The organism is Vibrio cyclitrophicus (assembly GCA_023206055.1).
Classification (GTDB): Bacteria; Pseudomonadota; Gammaproteobacteria; order Enterobacterales; family Vibrionaceae; genus Vibrio; species Vibrio cyclitrophicus_A.
Window position 1 is genome coordinate 656428 of record CP065367.1, and the last position, 19355, is coordinate 675782.

Genomic DNA, 19355 nt, shown 5'->3' on the forward strand with positions numbered 1-19355 from the left:
TAAATCTAAAATTCGAACTCAAATACGACTAAAATTAAATTTTTTCAAGGGGTTAAAATTGGCTGCCACTAAATTTAGGGTGCAGAAAACCACGCCCAGAATCTGTGTGAATAAAACCGTTAGGAGCACAGGTATTTAGGACAGCCAGTTGTTTGTTATTTTTATATATTGATTTCGCAGTGAGTTAGGAGCTAACCCAAAATTCAATTAGTTCTGTGTTGCAGTACTTGCTTCAAACTTACCCTTTTTTACAGCGTGACCACGCCACATCAGAAGAGTAATCGTTGAAATTACTGTGCCGACAATCGCAGCACCGAACCAGATTGCAGCAGCAGAGAATGCGCCCAAACCAGAATCGTGTAACAAGAAGATAGAGAAGATACCTGCACCCGGAGTCGATAAACCAATACCTGCCGCGCCAACCATTGCACCTGTAACCACAGAGCCTAGTAAGAATGAGCCGATTACACGGATTGGATCTTCAATCGCCATTGGGATTGCACCTTCGGTAATACCCGCAAGGCCAAGTAGCCATGTCGATTTTCCGGTTTCAATCTCAAAGTCTTTGAATAGGCGTGGAGCAATCATGGTTGAAGCCGTTACAGTGAACGCCGATACCATTTTTACTGAGCCAAAGATTGCGTATGGGCCATAAACACCGTTCGCCATTGCACCTAAGCAGAATGCGTAAGCAGCTTTGTTTACAGGGCCACCTAAGTCGAATGATACAAACAGACCAAGAATCGCACCCAATAACAGCGCATTGGTGCCTGACATACCGTTCAACCAATCCGTTAGACCTTGGTTTAGGAACGCTACAGGTTTACCGATAACAAACAGCATCAAGCTACCCGCTACCAAAGTACCAATCACAGGGTAAAGGTAGAAAGTAAGGAAACCGTTAAACGCAGGGCCTAAGCGAACATGCTCTTTCACCCAACGCATCACGTAACCAGCAATCAAACCACCAACAACACCGCCTAGGAAGCCAGAGCCAATGATGTTTGCTGCAATACCCGCGGCAAAGCCAGGGCCAAGTGCCGGTTTGTCTGCTAGTGAGTAAGCTGTGTAAGCCGCCAGTACTGGCACCATCAATGTACCCAGTAGGCCGCCACCTAGTTTGCGATACATCCATAGCCAAGAATCTTTTGTTGCGTAGAGCTCTTGCAGGTCAAAAATTTGCGCGATAAGAACAGCAACCGCAAGAACAGTACCACCAGCAACGATAAGAGGAACCGCGTAAGAAATACCAGAAAGCAGTGCTTGTTTAAGCTCAGTTTTCAACGGCAGTTTCTTCGGTTTGTCATCGGTAGCAACTTTACGTTCTGCACCGTTACCTTTTTTCGACTCTTCAATCGCTTCATTAAGAATGCGTTCACCGTGCTTAATCGGTTCTGCAACTGGGGTTTCAACACGAGGAATGCCATTAAAACGCTCAGATTCTTTAATCGCTACTTCAGCAGCAAACACACACGCCACAGCATTATTAAGTTGTTCCGCAGTTAAGCGATCTTCAATACCGTTTGCGCCCTGCTTTTCAACATGAACCTTGTAGCCAAGCTTTTTGCCGGCTTTTTCTAGGTACTCTGCCGCCATATAGGTATGAGCAATACCTGCAGGGCAAGCAGTAACACATACAATTGTCGGTGCATTTGTATCTAAGTTGTCTTGTTTTTCTTCTTGTTGATTGTCGCCATCAAGAAGCGCAAAGATTTCTTCAGCCGTTGTCGCTTTTAATACCGCTTCGCGAACATCGTCGTCGACCAATGTAGTTGTCAGTGCAGTCAGCAGATGCATGTGGGTAGAACCCGCTTCTGCATTTGGAATCGCAATTAGGAAGATAAGATTGACATCTTCGTCTTCGTCCAAGCCTTTCCATTTCATGTCTTCTTTAAGCGTTGCGACAGCGAAGCCAGCTTCTTTAACCGCGTCAGTCTTGCCGTGCGGTACAGCTAGGCCTTCACCAAGCGCTGTCGGGCCTTGCTCTTCACGAGCAAATACTGCATCAAGATACTCTTGCTTGTTATGCAGTTTGCCTTGCTGATCCAGATGGTCAGCAAGTGCGTAAATCGCTTCTTCTCGACTGCTAAACGTAGTTTGCAGATTTACGAGCGACTTATTCGTTAGAGTAGTAAGTTTCATAACCTTTGTCCCATAGTCACGGATTAGTACGACAGTCGTCCCTGTCGACGAGAAGGATAATACAACTTTAAGACATTTAATCCGTGATCACGATCTCACCAATACATATTTGTATTTAATTTGTATTTAAATCGTATTGGTAAATCCTTTAAGAAAGCTTGTTATGTATCGTTTAATTTGTATTATATGTACTACAAAACGCCGATACGACGCTCACACTAACCTTTAAAGCAAGGCTTATATAGAGCAAATTTACGTATTTAAGGTACAGGTTGTTAATCAAAGTCTAGTTGTCCTAGCGCACAAATGAGGCAAAAATGGCAAGACTCCCTATGTATCGCCAAATCGCCGATGCAATAAGAGAAAAGATCAGTTCTGGTGAATATAAAGTTGGAGAAGCACTTCCAACAGAAGCACAGCTACGTGAAGTCTTTTCTGTCAGCCGTGTCACCGTAAGACAAGCACTGAAACTACTGATCGAAAACGATGAGCTTGAAAGCATTCAAGGCAGCGGCACTTACGTCAAAGAGAACAAGATCAATTACGACATCTACAAACAGTCGAGCTTTCAAGAAAAGTGGGCGCATTTGGATGTGGTTACACACAGTGAAGTTCTGGCCTTTGAAATGAAGCCGTGTTCTTTAGCGATGTCTGAACATTTAGATATCAAAGAAGGCGAATTGGTTTTCTACGTAAAGCGCGTTCGTTTCATAGATAACAATCCAATCACGGTTGAAGAAACTTGGTTACCTGTTGCCCTATTCCCAGATCTCACCTATCAAGTGATGCAGACATCAAAGTACGACTTTATTGAGAACACCAAAGGCATGGTGATTGATAGAAGTGAGCAAGAACTGGTGCCGATTCTTCCACCTGAAGACGTTGCTAAACAGTTAGGTATTGACCCAGCTCAGCCTATCATTGAAAAACGTACTCGCGGTTACCTCGCCAATAACACGGTGTTTGAATACAGCCGTAACTACTTCACATCTAACGATTACCGATTCACTTTGGTCGCGAGACGCCAAAGATAAAACTCAATCAAGTATTGCTATGACCAACACAGAGGACACTCGTCCTCTGTGAAAACCCTCATTCCCCAAAGGAAAAGCCTCAACGCTACCACTCCAAATATTCCTAAACCAATATCAAGTAACCTCACGAAAGATCATTCACATTCATTTAAATATTGTTCGCGCGCTTTGACCATAAACTAAACGCCAAATTACAAGAACAACAGTCGACAGGAATGTAGATGAATACCAAACAACTTGAGGACGCGGTCAATGAAGTGACCTTGTTCAATCAACACCTGCACTTAATCCAATCCGTCCATACCATTCCTACACCAAAAGTGAATTGGGAGTCGATTGCCATGGAACCGGCACCCGTAATGCCAACGGTTCGCTTCGACCATAAAGTCAAAGCCATGGAAGCGCTCGACGAGTACAAACCCAACTGGCTCGACATGCTGCTGGGCAACAAATCTAAGCTGTATACCCTCACCGCCAATATTGAGCGAGCGGCAGAGAAAGACATCGAACAATACAAATCTGAATTTGTACATTGGGTGCAGAATTACAGCTACTGGGCCAAAGGCAATCAACTGTCGAAAGGTGTTTTGAATAACGATAGCCAAGCAAAGCTGTCTGCCCTTTCTGAAGCTCAACAAAACACGCTGAACGCCGCAGTGGTCGACACTAAGCTGATCAATCATAACTTTAATACCTACAAGAACGGCCACCTGTTAGAAATCAATATTCAGGTTAATAAGCACAACGTCATCCCTAAAGAGAAAAAGGTATTGTGCCAAGGTGAAGTAAAGTTAGAGACTCTATCCCTTTCAGAAAGCAACGCCTTATATCGTGAGTACGTGTGCAGTTGTATTCTTAAGTGCGCGCAAGATGCTTTCAATGTGTTACCCGAGACGAGCGTCTTGGTCAACGTTGAACAGATTTCAGCAGATCAATCGAGCGAAACCATCGTTTCATGCCATGTAGAACAAGGACTACTCGAGTTCTTATTAATCGAAGACGATAAACCCTCTGAGACACTTGAATTCTTTGTCCACATTGAAGATTTTAATCCTCATCGAGGTAATGGGTTCTCAGCGATAAAAACGATCTTTTCGCCTTTGCCTATTGCGTCGTAACTCACTCGCATTTTCGATTCAATCATTGACGACTCTTCACGACTAACCTTGCGTTCATCGTGTTCAATCACCTTATATACCCAAACCATTATGTCGACACACGCTATCTCACAAACAACGCGCCCATTAACCAACACAGTTTCATATACACGATCCTTAGTAAAGCTACCTTTAGTTCTAATCGCTATCTCTATGCCCGTATTTGCCGAAGAAGTTGAAGAAGTGGAACTCGAGGGCGACGTCGTATTAAGCGAAGGTTCTGACTTACAAGAAGAAGCTCAAGAATCCCCTTTTACAACCCTGACCAAACTCGGGTTTATCTACTCACAAAACACCAGTTCATCTTTGTCTATCAACTCTGGCATATCTGTTGGATACAAAAAAGAGAACTGGGGCCAACGAGTTCAGTTTGATACCTACTATACCGATGCTGAAAACGATGAAGACGGCACCAATCGCTATACCACCAACTATGGCATCAGCTATGACTTGAACGAAGTCACCTATTTGGTCGCGACAACACGTTTTGAACACGACCACTTTGGTACTTATCGTAAGCAATTTATAACAGCTACAGGATTGGGTCGCCACTTTTATGATACTGAAAGAATCAAACTTCAAGGCTCTGCTGGTCCGGGTTACCGAATCAGTCAACGCCAATCCTCCGATGAAGAGTTCCCGAACAAAGAGAACTATGAGCTGATCGTGAATGCCAGTGTTGATGGCTCTCTGACGATCACAGAAACGTTTTCTATGGGGGCAACGGCTAACATGGCTTACGGTGAAGAGAACACCAATTACAACCTCAAAGGCTATCTAAAGAACATATTGATGGGCAATTTAGCTCTGACTTTTGATACCGAATACATCTACAACACCACTGTCGCATCAGACCAAAGTAACGCCGAAATCTACAGCTCAATGAACCTCAACTACGATTTCTAAATAACGCTTCCCCATCGAACATGCAAAAGGATTTGCATGATCGTTCAGAGAATCATTACTAAGCCGTATACGAAAACCAACCTCATTGACTCTAGCTCTAGCTCCATAACTAGAAAAATTGTATTGAGATGTGTTTTTGGGATCGGTAGCTCAAAGCTCTGTCAACAAAATGTAAAACCGCTCTTTAGCCAATGAAAACCTCATGGTTTATCGATAAAGTTTGCTCACCTTTTGTATTACAAACAATTTTTATGTTCAACTATCAACAACCTTTAAAATACCTCAAAGTTGCTGCGTTTATCTCTAGTGGATTATTACTCGCTGGCTGTGAAGCTAATGCTAAAAGCGAACAAGCAGAGCTTAAAACATGCACCGATTGCAATTGGAACATCGAGCAATGGAAAATCACCCTTCCAGTCAGTGGTGACGATTACTACAACAATGGCCGTAGCAGCGCAGCCGAGCTCATCCCCCAAGAATGTAATGGTAAAGAGTACTTAACCAACGACACTCATCTTCCTTGGTTCTCTCGTGAGTCTGTTAATGGCGAAGAACGTCTAAAATTCACCGTTGATCTTGGTGGTCAAGTTTCAACAACAGCAAACACAAAATACGCTCGTTCGGAACTTCGTGAATTGTATAAGTTCAATACCGAAAATCGATGCAGCACTAAAGACCAAAACTGGGCGGTAACAGGGACACATGAACTTAAAGCGACAGTGAGCGTTGATCAGTTCCCGAATAAAGACGTGACAGGCAGTGACCCAAAAGTCGTTCTCGGCCAAATTCATGGTAAAGACATTAAACAAGCGCTGGTGAAATTGCAGTGGGATGGTGAAAACAAGCCGGTACGTGTTGTTCTGAACGATTCATTTCTACCAGGAAACAAAATGTGTAGCGACTGTCAGCCATTCAGTGTCAACCTAGGAGTCGCACCTGCAAACCTGGATTGGGATTACACGATTCGCCTCGATGAGCAAGGTATTTACCTTTCAACACTCATTAATGACGAATTATCAGAGCGCTTCTTACCTTGGGGCATCGAAACAGAAGACCGTGATGGTAACAAGGTTACGTTGTCAAAAGCATGGTTAGAGGAAGAGTACTACTTTAAAGCCGGTCTTTACGCCCAAATAAAGCCTTCAAGAGAGTTTGCTGGTCAAGTATTCTCGGTTAGCTTCTCGAAGATCAATATTGATCATAGATAGAATGTCACCTCATCAGTTGTGTCTAAAATCACTACTGATACTTGAAAACGGCGTGTGGGTATCTCATCCATACGCTGTTTTATCACTGATACGCCCACGACATCGCAACTCGCTAAGTTAAACTTACGTTCAAATGACCTCGCCTAAGCAAGGACTGACAGCTTCTTAAAGTAACCCCTCCTTCACGCTGATTATATAGAAAACATTAATTCTGTTTTGCCCAGCGGCCCGTTTATCTACAAACCTTGGTGTAATAGATTGGTTGCAAGCAAACAAAAGGAGCGAACACATTATGTTATCCAATCAACTAGAGCGCGCACGTGCCATCGATTTACCAACACGAGAAGCGATGCTTCAACGAGCTCCTTCTGTACAACAGTTTTGGGACAGCAATAAGGGTTTGTTCAGCGACGCTTGGAAAGAATGGGAAGCAAGTGCGGAAGGCAGTCAATTGGATTTCGATGATTCACTGTTAGATGCCCGCCTGCGTGAAGCTGTCAGAGAAGCTTGGCAAGATCCAGAGAAAGAAATCGCGGTAAAAGACTTACTCGAAGAGATCTCTCCTGGGGTGTTTAAGTTTCAGTTCTTTGATGCTGAACGTCTCGCTGAGTTGCGTGATTACTTGGAAGCGGTCTCAAATGCTCAAATCCCGCTGCGACCACCATATGGCATAGTGCTTAACCGCGGTGGAGCAATGCTAGACAGCCGTTCTGAAGGTTATTTGGCAGCGCCAAGTTTCCAAGCGTTTTACCGAGATTTACTCGACAGTTACATGCGCCCTATCGCTCGCTTATTGTTCCCTGAAATCATGGGTTACGATACGCAAACTTTTGGGTTCTCGATTCAGTATCAAGCGAACAAAGATACGTCTTTACGCCTGCATACTGATGCGTCTTCTGTCACGCTCAACATTAACGTAAATATGCCAAATGAAGAGTTTTCAGGGTCAGAACTTAACTTTTATGATCCTGCTACAGGTAAGATGAATGAAACGACATTCACACCCGGTGTCGCTATGATTCATCGAGGAAACGTTGCCCATGCGGCACTGCCGATAACAAGTGGTGAACGTTCAAACTTGGTATTGTGGTTGTATGGCGATCGTGGACAAATACCACACCACAATTCGTCATTAGAACCTATAAATGCGCATCAACGCTGGACGATACCAACCGTGGTACATGATAATTTTGTACCGTTCTAGACAGCTTCGTACCATCTTAGATGATACAAACTCTCTTAGCCTTTCTCGGCAATTGAGAGAATAAATACAAACGCGCCCACCATGGCCATGGTAGGCGCGTTTTAGTTTTCACTTCAATTAACTGGTCAATCTATATGGCGAGTTATGCGGGTTTCGTTCTCAACCGAGTCAGTATGTCCATCTGTTTTAGATTCGCCATACCAACGTAAGCCACTGGCACTAAGAACAGTGAGAAGAAGGTTCCGACTGTCAAACCGCCGACTAATACCAAACCAATATTGATTCGACCTAAGGAACCCGGGCCATCCGCCAATGCCAATGGCAATGAACCGAGGATCATCGTCAGTGAGGTCATCAAAATTGGACGTAACCTTGAACGCGCACTGCTGATCGCCGCTTCTTTCGCACTCGCGCCAGATTTACGTTTCTCGTTGGCAAACTCCACCAGCAAAATACCGTGTTTGGTCACGAGACCAACCAGTGTCAGCAATCCTATCTTCGAGTAAATATTCAGGCTTTGACCAAATACCGAAAGCGTCAAAATCGCGCCCACAATACACAATGGAACCGTCAGCAAGATTATCATTGGGTCAACAAAGCTTTCAAACTGCGCCGCCAAGATCAAGAAGATGAAAATCAACGCCAATACGAACAGCACTTGTGCGCCCGCGGTTGAATCAACCAGATCTTTAACTACGCCATTGAACTCGTAGCTCTGAGCAGGTTTCAACAGGCTTGGTACCGTGTCATCAATGTATGCCTTCACGTCGCTCGCCGTATATCCGGGCATCAAGTCCGCGGTGATTTCAGCGCTGTCTTTACCCATGAACGTCTTGAAATTAGATTCCGATGTCACTTGTTTGATTGATACAAACTGAGATAAAGGAAGCCTTTGACCCGACTGTGAATCCACATACAGCTTATCGAGCACCTTGAAATCACCAAGATCACTTCGGTTCACTTGAACTTGAATTGGGTATGTATAACCGTCGTCGGCTTGCAAATCTGCGGCTTTAACAGAACCAAGGAACGTCGATAACGCATTGGTTACGTTACCGTAATCAACACCAGACAATACAATCGCATTGCGATCAATCGACAAGTCATAACGTAACTGGTCACGCAGCATTGAGTTCTTAATGTTGGTCACGCCCTCGTAATCCTCAAGCGCCTTAACGACTTCGCTCGCGGTTTCAGACAACACAGTGGTATCACGGTTAACCGTCGTCAGTTCAAGGATCATGTTGGTTGCAATGTTCAAGTTATCTGCTGAGCGAACCTTGAAAGACATGCCGTAAGCAGAGACTGAACTTTGTGCCTTAGCGATAAACTCGTTTACCAATTCATCCGCTGATTGATCACGTTCACCCCAAGGTTTCAAAAGAACGTGATTGGTCGGTGTACCTTCAATGTAAGATAGGTTCGCTTCTACTGAACTATCACCTTTGAACACATTGTTAAGTTGCGCGTTGTTATCTAGATGGTATTGACGGCCAACACCTGTTGGTGGTGTAGAGGTCACCTCAACAAAACCGGTATCTTCCGTTGGAAGCAATACTTGAGGCATTTTCCAAACCGCTAAGGCCGATAAAGCGATCAGCACTAAAGCAATACCACTCATCAGAGCCTTACGATCAAACCATTTGCCTAGCTCTTTGGTGTATAAATCCGATAACACATTCAGTTTCGCATCAACCTTTTGATACCACTTCGCCGGAGTTGATACTGGCTTCATTAAGTAAGCACTCATCATTGGTGAGAGCGTTAACGCCACAAATCCAGAGATGATCACCGCTGCTGCAAGCGTGAACGCAAACTGCCTGAATAGATCGGCGGTTAGGCCTGCCATCAAGCCAATTGGTAAGTAAACAACCGCCAAAGTTAGCGTCATCGCAATCACCGGGAAGACGATCTCTCGACACCCTTTAATTGCAGCGTTGAATGGGGTTTCACCCTCTTCGATATGACGGTAGCAGTTTTCAGCCACAACAATCGCATCATCAACCACCAAACCAATGGCGAGAATGATAGCGAGAATCGTCAGTACGTTGATACTAAACCCAAGTAAATGCATGACGGCAAATACGCCTATCACACACACCGGGATGGTGATGATCGGAATTGAAGCAACTCGAAAAGAGCCAAGGAATAGAACCACCACTGCTGAAACCAGAACAATCGCTTCAACTAAAGTCATGAAGCCTTCATCAATTGCGGTTTTAATGAAATCCGCTTGGTTGTAGACCATCTTCATCTCAATGCCTTCTGGCAACTGAGGCTGAATCACATCGATTTGTTTCTTAACTTTATTCGCTACTGTGACTGGGTTTTCACTTTTTAGCGGTAACACCTGAATCGACATTGCTAAGTTGTCATCGACTCGAAGAATACTCGGGGTTAAGCTTTCTTCTCCCATTTTAACTTCTGCAATATCGCCGACACGAATGATCTTGCCGTCATCAACACGGACCACCAAGTCGCGTACATCATCAACGCTGGTTACTTGGTTTACTGGGTTGATGGAAAAATCTCGAACCTGCCCCTTAATCGTACCCGCAGTAAACGTTGCGTTGTATGAACTCAATGTTCCAACAACATCGGATGCACTCATATTGAGTGCCATCATGCGATCCGGTTGCAACCAAACACGCACCGCCTTCTCGCTGCCACCATACGGTCCCCAAATGCCACCCACACCTTGAATATGCTTAAATTGAGGCACGACTTGCTGGCTAATGTAGTCGTACATATCTTGCTTAGACATCTTGCCAGTATTCACAAACGTGATGATGTTACTCGGCATACTGGTGTCAGAAGAGTCATCCGTGACTGTTGGCTTATCCGTCATGCTCGGCGGGAAATCACCAATCGCTTCGACGCTGCTGCGCAGGTTGTTCATCAAGCTGGTGTATTCGACATCATTAATGTCATCTTCAAAGATGATTTTTAGATTACACGTGCCCTCCTGACAGTCCGTCGTCATGGTTTTCACGCTGTCGAGGCCCGTTGCTGCGGTAATAAGCTTATCTGCCACATTGCGTGACATGAACTCAGCGCTCGCGCCGTTGATCGCCGCGGTTACAGTCGCCGACGGTGTTTTATGTTCTGGGAAATATTGGATCGAGAGCTTTTGAAATGACAGTAGGCCAAATAAGACAATTGCGATACTCAGAACTGATGCAAATACAGGGTGCTTAATACAAATCTCAGGAAGCTTCATTCAGATTCTCCTTCGTTACAGCTTCCTTGCTTAGTGTTTCCTTGCTTTGAGTTTCGCTTACTGATTTCTCAACAGTCGAGCTTGTTTCTGCTTGCTCGCTGTTTTCGGTGATCGCTTCGTCTACACCTTTCGATGCTTCCGTCCAATCAACCGAAGGTTCAATCGGATGCGGTTGAGCCAGCTGAGCGTTCTCTTTGCTTGTCGGTTCAGTTATTAGCTCAACGGTTTTCTGTTCAGCATTTGGGTTCATGACCTTAACCAACGACGCTTTCTTGAGGTTCTGCTGTCCCGTCACCACGACGTCATCACCAAGCTTCAAGCCTTTTTCTACAACAACGTAGCCGTCGTTAGTATTCACGCCTAATTCGACAATGCGTTGATCGATCTTTTCACCATTCACGACCCAAACAAAGCGCTCTGTATCTTTGGCTTGAACGGAGTTTTGAGAAACCACCATCTGCGTTGAATCTTCGCTGGTCATCTGACTTACTTTGGCAAACATACCCGGAACTAAGCGATGCTCTGGGTTAGTCACGTGCGCGTGCACCTCTACACGGCCTGAGCTCTCGTCCACCGCTGGCGCAATGTAATCCACCACGCCAGAAAACGCTTCATCAACAAATGCATCAACTTGGATGGAAACATTCTGCCCAAGCTTTGCGTTGCCCAAATCCGACTGTCCAATGGAATACTGAACTTCGACAGGATCGAGTTTGATCAAACTGACCAACGCGGTTGCGCTATCAATCTTACTGCCCACTGAGTGAGTGAAGTTAGTTAGCTGCCCATCAAATGGCGCTACCAATAAATAGTCATTCATCAGCGCTTCTTTCTGACGGAAATCAGCTGCGGCTAGGTTCGCCTGTTCGCCCAGTTCTTCCACATCTTGTTGAGACATCGAGTCAGGCTGTTTCTTCAGTAATTCTTGTACACGCTTTAATTTCGACTTTGCTAACGCTAGAGAGCTTCTTGCTTTGTCTAAATCGGCTTTCGCTTTGGTATTGTCCAACTGGGCGATCAGTTCGCCTTTTTTAACTGGATCTCCATCTTTGAAATGGATATTAAGAATTTTGTCGGAGGCACTAAATGTCAATGCAGCAGAATCCGTTGCCCTGATTTTGCCAACCTCGTTGATTGAAGAAGTGAAGGCTTGTTTGTGCGCTTTTTCGATAGTCACAGGAATTAAGTTTGAGTCTTGGGCAAACGATGGAGAGATATGTAAGGCAAACAGTGCCAAACAGATTGTTTTACTAAGCTTTGTAAATTTCATTTTTAATAACCATAACCGTTGAATTCGTCTGAATTAAAACGTTTTTCTAAGCAGCTATTTCTTACTTAATGAGCTTCCAGCTATTTAAATAATGCTAAAACAGCTAATAATGAGAAAAGGGCTCAACTCACTGTCGAGCCCTGCAATTTTTATATGATTCCTAAATTTTTACGTTCTGAACTCCAAAGTAAAAGTTAAAAACGATGCTGATACTGAACACCGATCAAGAGAGCATCGGCAGTCACATCAGCAGTTATATTGGAACTCGTTCCTGGGATCGTCGTCAGGCTTTCGTCAATATCTTGTGATTCTCCGATGATAAATCCGACACCAATGTCCACAGAACTGGCAGCCGTGAAGTTATATGTCCCTCCGACCGTGAGCCAATGACGGTTAACATCAGGAATAGATAACGATGTAAGTTCATCAGTTGGGGAAATGTCGTACATATAACCCGCTCTCAGAATGATCTCTTTTGACATGGTGTAAGTGCCACCAACCGAAACGTGTCCCGCATCTTTCCATTGGTATTCTTTAATAGAATCGTCATAAGAATCAGACGTTAACGAATCAAATTCAGACCAATTCACCCACTGCAAGCTGTAGTGGAAAGCCCATTGTTCGTTGAGTTGGTGCCACCCAGAAAACTCGAGTGTGTCTGGTAACGGAACATCCATCTTGTCGGCAGGGACACCACCTTTAGTAATGTCACCTTCCACTTCGATATCTGGACTGTAACGGTAAGTAATACCAAACTTGTTATGTTCATTGACTTGATAGGTCGCACCAACGTTAGCCCCCAAACCGAAACCATCGGCATCTACGTTTAACAAGTTTTGGCGGTATATTTCGCCCTCACCGTAAATAACATCTAGCCCTATGCCCAAATTGATTTTTTTAGACAACTCGTAAGCCACAGCGAAACCCACATTGATACTGGAAAGCGCCGTTTTTCCTCCAAACTCATCCGCTTCGAACGAGTTATCAAATTCTACGTCGGTACCAAAATTAGAGTGCACCGTCGCTCCCAGAGTGAACTTAGAACCTTCGATTGGATGTACATAATGAATGTTCGGAACTAATGTCCCTGCGTCTAATGATTGGTCATCTAACATTTCAGTATCACCAATCATTGGTGTGTAGCTAACGCTAGACACATCAATACCACTATCGATATAGATAGCGCCGACAGAGAGTGTTGGTTGCTCGATGTAAGCCATCGCAGCGCTGTTTTTAGCAACAATTGCCGCGCTATCTGCCATCACTGCATCACCGGCGAATGCACGACCTAACCCGGTTGCAGACTGCGCGTTAAGTTGAAAGCCAGCCGCATTAGTCAGGCAAGGGACAAGAGCAGCGGCAGTGCTCAGTAAGAATTTATTCTTCATCTTGAGGCACCTCGGTTTCGATGTGATCTTCGTTATTAATGACGACTACTGCACCGTCACTCATTACCATAGAAGCAACGGCAATTTGTTGAGTGTCCACCGCTTCACGAACGTCTGACATGTTTTCACCTGGTGTGCCCGGTAAGCCATTTTCATCAACGGGACCTTCATAGGGGAACAGATACGTACCATGCCCGCCGGTTGTGGTTCGTACTGCTCCACGCTTTTCGTCAATATTTTCTGAGGTACCTGTTATTGGGTCTAAGCCAAGCGCAGTAATCAGTGGTTCAGTACCAGTACGAATGTTATCTGGCGCGGTATTCGGAATTACGCTATCTGGGACGTAATCAACACCAACGTCACAAGTCTCCCCGCAATCTCCAACGGCAGCTAACAAAAGAGTTGGTTGCTGAGCAGCGACTTGGCGAGAGATAAAGCTCGCAGGGTCAGCACTATCAATTGTTGCTTGGACCCCTTGTTTAAGGTCTGTCACAACTAAATCGAAGATGTCATTCTCTAGCTGGCTGACAAGAAGCGCGTTATCAGATGAAAGCTCTACAAACTCACGAAGCGCTTCAATGCACTGCTGATTCGTTGCTTCTGTTGTACATGTATCTGGTATCACCGTTTCAGCAATGCCACGCTGAACATCCGGAGACTTCTTAACACCTTCAGACATTTCAGGGCCTAAGGTTTGAGAGGACAGAACCAAGTTAGTTAGCCCCTGCCCCGGAACAACAAAGTTTACAGTGTTGAAAGTAAAGTCTGAGTTAGCCGTAAGTGCTCGAGACGCTTGACTGAATTCACTTACCATCACCGACATGATTCCTCCCAACGATTGCCCAATTAAGTGGACATCATCTCTTTTCACCCAAGCTTCTTGGCTTAGCGCATAACGAAGACCCAGAAAGTCAGAAACAGACTGCTGGAGGTTAGAACGAAGTGCCAAAGGGGAATCAATATTAATAAAGAACGCCTTGTCTGCTCTAGCACTAATCTCTACCCCTTTCTCTGGCCCCCCACCGTCTGGATCGGTATTGTCATAGCGCATTCTTTCCCCGTGATATGGCATATCGATAGCAACAACGGCATAGCCTTTTTTTGTGTACTCGGCTGCCATCAAAGAAGCAGTGCCGCGCTCTGCAGTAACACCGTGGATAAATATCGCAGTCGGGAAACCGATCGATGTACCTTTCGGTCGAGGTGTATCGGAATAATTGGGTAAATAGATATCAGCAGTTATATCGAGGAATTCGACTAATTTTGGCTCTGGCATCTCGGCTGTTGGGAAACCACCATCTTGATTCGTAATCCATTCATATAAAGGAGGACAATTTTCTTTCGGATCAAACTCATCAACAAGGCACTCGGACTCTCGAGCCTGAGTAAAAGGTAAATATGACGGTATTCTTAACTTCTTAGAATACTGATTGTAATCCCCATTAAACTCTCGAACCGTTTCATAACCATCTAAGAACCTAGTATTAAATTTGACGTGGTTATCCCTCATCGCATCCAAGGGAGCATAAGAACTTTGAGTTTTAAATTGCGCGGCATATACAGGAATACCCTTATCTGGATATAACGCATAATATGAATCAATAGCGCTCAATACTTGCTCTTGAAGCACTTCTTCTTTTTCGTTATTTAATGGAACTTCTGAATAAATCAAATCATCAAAGCTAGCATCTGCTTTTAAAGGCTCATTAAATTCAGTTTTTACCCCATCCGTTACTACAATCGAATAAGTACGACTCTCAGCTAAGCCTGATTCACATTGAATTTTAATATTGGAACCATCAGCGGATATTTGAGTGACAACTTCTTCGCCTGTTAGGTCATCAATTAATACAACATTCCCGGCTAAGGTTTCGTTATTGAGTGGATAACGTTTGTCCGAATTAACACTTTGTAGAGGAATTAAAATCGGTTCCGCACAAAGTCCCCAACCGTCTAGGGCTGCGTATGAATTGTTGTAGTCCTGATAATAAGCATCATTGGTCGATGACATTGCGGCAACTTCTTCACCGACTCCTGATATTGTTCCATCGTCGTCATACCCATACCCATCGTTTGGTTTTGGTAATTCATTAATGTTGTAGGGAACCAATACCGAAACGGCCTCTTGAGTCGAGTCTTCAGACTGACAGCCGAGTAAGGCAAGCGTAATTAGTCCACATATATATGGCTTATTGAATTCTTTCAAAACAGCTCCTTCGTAGCTTTCGCATTTAACTGGTGTGGTCATGCGATTTATCGTTATTTGAGTTGCCGATTGAGTCGGAGGTAAGTTCGACTTTTATTTGTAGAGAGCAAGGCAACACGAAATTGGAATGACACGTTGATAGAACTACGTAAGAAATCTGAGCAATTAACCCACACCCACTAAATCAGCGTCACCCGTTAATGATCCAATAGCTACTAACAGCAAGCACCTGAAACCGCATGAAACAACCTCAAAAAGGTATATAAGGAAATCTAATTATCTTAATAATCAACATAAATTCAGATACTTAAACATCAAAGACGATGAAGTCAGCAAGTTTATATTTGTTGTGAGATTTGTTATATTTAGGTTAGAAGGCTTATAACAATGAGAACCCAGATGTCTGCTGAATTTATTATCAATGATGATATACAGGTCAATTTAGAAGAGAGTGAAATCCATCACTTTAAGACGGGCCGTACCTACCCAATAGGCTCTAATGAATCAGAACTACTTAAGTTTTTTATCTCGAGACCCAATGAGGTGATCACTCGCCAAGTTCTTATTGAACAGGTGTGGGTGTCTAAAGGCATATACGTTGAAGATGGCAGCCTAATGCAAACCATCTCGATTTGCCGAAAAGCGTTAGAAGATAAGGGTGGGATGATCATCGTCACTGAGCGCGGTAAAGGATACCGGTTTGCAGGACAAGTGACACAAGACAAAGAACGCGCGCTGCGTAAAATTCAATCTCAACCAAAACAAGAAACGAAACAACCTGAAGACAGTACAGCGACAGAAAGCTCAACAACCGAGACAGCGGCCGCTACGAAAAATACAAACCGTCTATTAGCATTGGTGGCATTATTTGTAGTGACTGCGGGTTTATCCCATTATTTTTTTTCTTATTTAGATAGAAACAGCCTAGGCGAAGATCTCGTGGGTCAGCATTTTATCTCTTGTAAAATCGAATCCGACGAATTCAATTTTAATGAGTTATTCAACGTGACGCTTTATGAATATAAGGGACGAAACATCATCATCGATAATTCAGGAAAATCTCTGAGCTTCCCTGCCGGATTTAAAGGAGTGACTTGTGAATAATAAAACGAATGCAGCAATTTTTGTGGTACTGCTTGGCGTATTAGTCGGCTGGGTTTCTACCTTTATTCCCAAGTCACATCTTGAAGGGCATTATTTAGCCAATACAGCATCGATTATTAACCCATCCAATAATATGATTCATAACCAGTCTGCTATTAATATCGAGTTTAAGAAGAATGACAGTTATGACTTATTGTACGTATCAACTAAGCAAGTCGGCTTTACGTCATCAGGATCTTACTCTGTCACTCAACACGACATCTCACTGGATGAGAACCAACACCAACAAATCATCCCGAGTCGCGAGTTGTCGTTTTACGAAAAGGTGATGATAAGTGAAGGGGCTACCCTTTCTTCTGACGCGATGCCTTACATTCCATTGAATAGAGAAGAGTTTTTACTCATTACTCGCTATGGGGTGATTCACTTTTGTAAGAAGGTCGTCTGTTCTGAGCTGCCAACGTATTCAAATGACACTCCTGACGTTGATATAAACTAAACTCGCTCGCTATTCTAATTATATTTTAGTGCCAGCTTGTGTTTTAGCGCTTACTTAAGGGAAATAAGTAAGCGTTAAACATAAGTAATCTTTAAACGTAAATAAGCTTCAAAGCTAAGTAAGTTTAAAAGCGAAGATTCTCACCTCTTTACTCCGATAAATACCCACTTCATTACACATTCCCTTCCAAAGTACAAAAAACACTCACAATTTATAAAACAACGCCTGCATATGCAACTAGAACAATCAAAGGTGATCCAAGTTATATTCTAACGAGCTACAAAATTTGTTTATTAACATCTAAACAACAGTAGTTAATCACGATTTACAACCACAATTAACATCGAAAAAAATGTTTGTCTTAGATCATATCAACCTCAACTATGCCTCGTGCCACAGTGCAGTTTTCTGTACATTCATTGTCATATTCTGAAACACTTTCTTATATTTTTTAAACTTTGTGGAGATTTCTATGTTAGAGCTCTTGATCGGATTAGTGATTACTATTGCTGTTGGTTACTTTATTGTAAAAGGCTATAAAGCAGCGGGTGTACTACTAACTGCTGGCCTCGCCCTACTTCTTATTACTGGCCTTATTGGTCACACAGTTTTACCAGCTAAGGTAGCTTCAACAGGTAACATGGTTACCGACTCACTAGAATTCGTTAAGTACATGCTTCAATACCGCGGGGGCGGCCTAGGCATGCAAATCATGCTTCTGTGTGGTTTCGCTTCATACATGACTCACATCGGCGCGAACAACGTGGTAGTAAAGCAATTTTCTAAACCACTTGCAGCGATCAAATCTCCCTATGTACTTCTTGTTGCGGCTTACATCGTAGCGTGTCTAATGTCTCTAGCAGTAAGTTCTGCAACGGGTCTTGGTGTGCTATTGATGGCAACCCTATTCCCAATGATGACGGCAATGGGTATTTCTCGCCCAGCAGCAGTTGCGGTTTGCGCATCACCTGCAGCCATCATTCTTTCACCAACCTCTGGTGATGTGGTTATCGCAGCAGAAAAATCAGGCATGTCTCTTGATGTGTTTGCTGTTCAAACGGTACTGCCTGTTTCTATCTGTGCAATCATCGTAATGGCTGCAGCCGCTTTCTTCTGGAACAAGTATCTAGATAAGAAAGAAAACACACCAATGGAAAAAGTAGACGTTTCTGACATTGAAACAACGGCACCCGCTTTCTACGCTGCACTGCCATTCCTACCTATCATCGGTGTATTCCTATTTAACGGCCGTACGATTCCAGGCCTTTCACTTGATATCTACACCATCGTAGTGGGTTCTATCTTCGTGGGCGCAATCATCGATTACGTTGTGAAGAAGTTTGACGGTGAGAAAACACTAGAAGATCTAGACTCTTGCTACCAAGGCATGGCGGAAGCATTCAAAGGCGTGGTAATGCTGTTGGTTGCGGCGGGCGTATTTGCTCAAGGTCTAATGTCTATTGGTGCGATTGATAACCTAATCGGTCTTGCTGAATCGGCAGGCGCAGGCGGTATCGCATTAATGCTTATCCTGACAGGTCTAACGGTGGCTGCTGCTATCGCGACAGGCTCTGGTAACGCGCCTTTCTATGCATTCGTAGAGCTGGCTCCATCATTAGCGGCGAAAATGGGCTTGAACCCAGCGTTCCTAATCATCCCAATGCTTCAAGCATCGAACCTAGGCCGTACCATTTCACCAGTATCTGGCGTAATCGTAGCGACTTCTGGCATGGGTAAAATTAGCCCATTTGAAGTCGTTAAACGTACGTCTGTACCGGTAATCTGTGGTCTTATTACCGTTATCTTCGGTACGCTTGTTCTAGTACCAATGGCAGCTTAATTGTCAGTAAAAGAGACATGGTAATTTAGATATAAAATGCTTAAACAAAAAGGCGCTGAACTTAATAAGCTCAGCGCCTTTTTTAATGTCACATGTTCAATGTCGTTTGAAGCTAACGCTATTTGATCCGAGCACTTGTAACTAATAGTACGGCTTGAAATAGTTTTATTTCAAAGG

Annotated in this window: 13 protein-coding genes; 8 read left to right on the plus strand and 5 right to left on the minus strand. The window is 43.8% G+C overall.

The window, feature by feature from the left end; genetic code table 11:
* Positions 1-207: 207 nt before the first annotated feature.
* On the minus strand, positions 208-2142 hold the full coding sequence (mngA, locus tag ITG09_18640) for a PTS 2-O-a-mannosyl-D-glycerate transporter subunit IIABC (GenBank protein UPR54952.1): 1935 nt from the start codon (positions 2140-2142) through the stop codon (positions 208-210).
* A 317-nt stretch (positions 2143-2459) separates the two neighbouring features.
* On the opposite strand from mngA, the gene ITG09_18645 reads away from it, so the two are divergent.
* The 5 genes from ITG09_18645 to ITG09_18665 all read left to right on the plus strand — a co-directional run bounded on the left by ITG09_18645 (position 2460) and on the right by ITG09_18665 (position 7651).
* Positions 2460-3176 (plus strand): GntR family transcriptional regulator, encoded by a 717-nt coding sequence (locus ITG09_18645; GenBank protein ID UPR54953.1) that lies wholly within the window; start codon positions 2460-2462, stop codon positions 3174-3176.
* Positions 3177-3397: 221 nt separating this feature from the next.
* Entirely contained in the window at positions 3398-4294 is an 897-nt protein-coding gene (locus ITG09_18650; GenBank protein ID UPR54954.1) for a hypothetical protein, read from the plus strand.
* A 192-nt stretch (positions 4295-4486) separates the two neighbouring features.
* Positions 4487-5239: a DUF481 domain-containing protein gene (locus ITG09_18655; GenBank protein UPR54955.1), complete on the plus strand. Its 753-nt coding sequence runs from the start codon at positions 4487-4489 to the stop codon at positions 5237-5239.
* A gap of 191 nt (positions 5240-5430) precedes the next feature.
* Positions 5431-6447, plus strand: coding sequence for a polysaccharide lyase family 7 protein (locus ITG09_18660; GenBank protein ID UPR54956.1), 1017 nt, complete (start codon positions 5431-5433; stop codon positions 6445-6447).
* A gap of 292 nt (positions 6448-6739) precedes the next feature.
* On the plus strand, positions 6740-7651 hold the full coding sequence (locus tag ITG09_18665) for a 2OG-Fe(II) oxygenase (GenBank protein ID UPR54957.1): 912 nt from the start codon (positions 6740-6742) through the stop codon (positions 7649-7651).
* A 142-nt stretch (positions 7652-7793) separates the two neighbouring features.
* Here ITG09_18665 and ITG09_18670 read toward each other — a convergent pair whose 3' ends face one another.
* From ITG09_18670 to ITG09_18685, 4 genes are all read right to left on the minus strand, one after another.
* Positions 7794-10871, minus strand: coding sequence for an efflux RND transporter permease subunit (locus ITG09_18670; protein UPR54958.1), 3078 nt, complete (start codon positions 10869-10871; stop codon positions 7794-7796).
* A complete protein-coding gene (locus tag ITG09_18675; protein UPR54959.1) occupies positions 10858-12141 on the minus strand; it encodes an efflux RND transporter periplasmic adaptor subunit in 1284 nt (427 codons plus the stop codon). Before ITG09_18675 ends, ITG09_18670 begins: the two co-directional genes overlap by 14 nt.
* Positions 12142-12335: 194 nt before the next feature.
* Positions 12336-13529, minus strand: coding sequence for an outer membrane protein transport protein (locus ITG09_18680; GenBank protein ID UPR54960.1), 1194 nt, complete (start codon positions 13527-13529; stop codon positions 12336-12338).
* Positions 13519-15777 (minus strand): lipase, encoded by a 2259-nt coding sequence (locus tag ITG09_18685; protein ID UPR54961.1) that lies wholly within the window; start codon positions 15775-15777, stop codon positions 13519-13521. The genes ITG09_18680 and ITG09_18685 overlap by 11 nt, the downstream gene beginning before the upstream one ends.
* Before the next feature lie 357 nt (positions 15778-16134).
* Between ITG09_18685 and ITG09_18690 the strand changes: the two genes are divergently transcribed.
* From ITG09_18690 to dcuC, 3 genes are all read left to right on the plus strand, one after another.
* Positions 16135-16839, plus strand: a complete 705-nt coding sequence (locus tag ITG09_18690) for a winged helix-turn-helix domain-containing protein (GenBank protein ID UPR54962.1) — start codon at positions 16135-16137, stop codon at positions 16837-16839.
* Complete coding sequence (locus ITG09_18695) at positions 16832-17338, plus strand: hypothetical protein (protein UPR54963.1); 507 nt, start codon at positions 16832-16834, stop codon at positions 17336-17338. The genes ITG09_18690 and ITG09_18695 overlap by 8 nt, the downstream gene beginning before the upstream one ends.
* Before the next feature lie 472 nt (positions 17339-17810).
* Positions 17811-19178 (plus strand): anaerobic C4-dicarboxylate transporter DcuC, encoded by a 1368-nt coding sequence (dcuC, locus tag ITG09_18700; protein UPR54964.1) that lies wholly within the window; start codon positions 17811-17813, stop codon positions 19176-19178.
* Positions 19179-19355 lie beyond the last annotated feature (177 nt).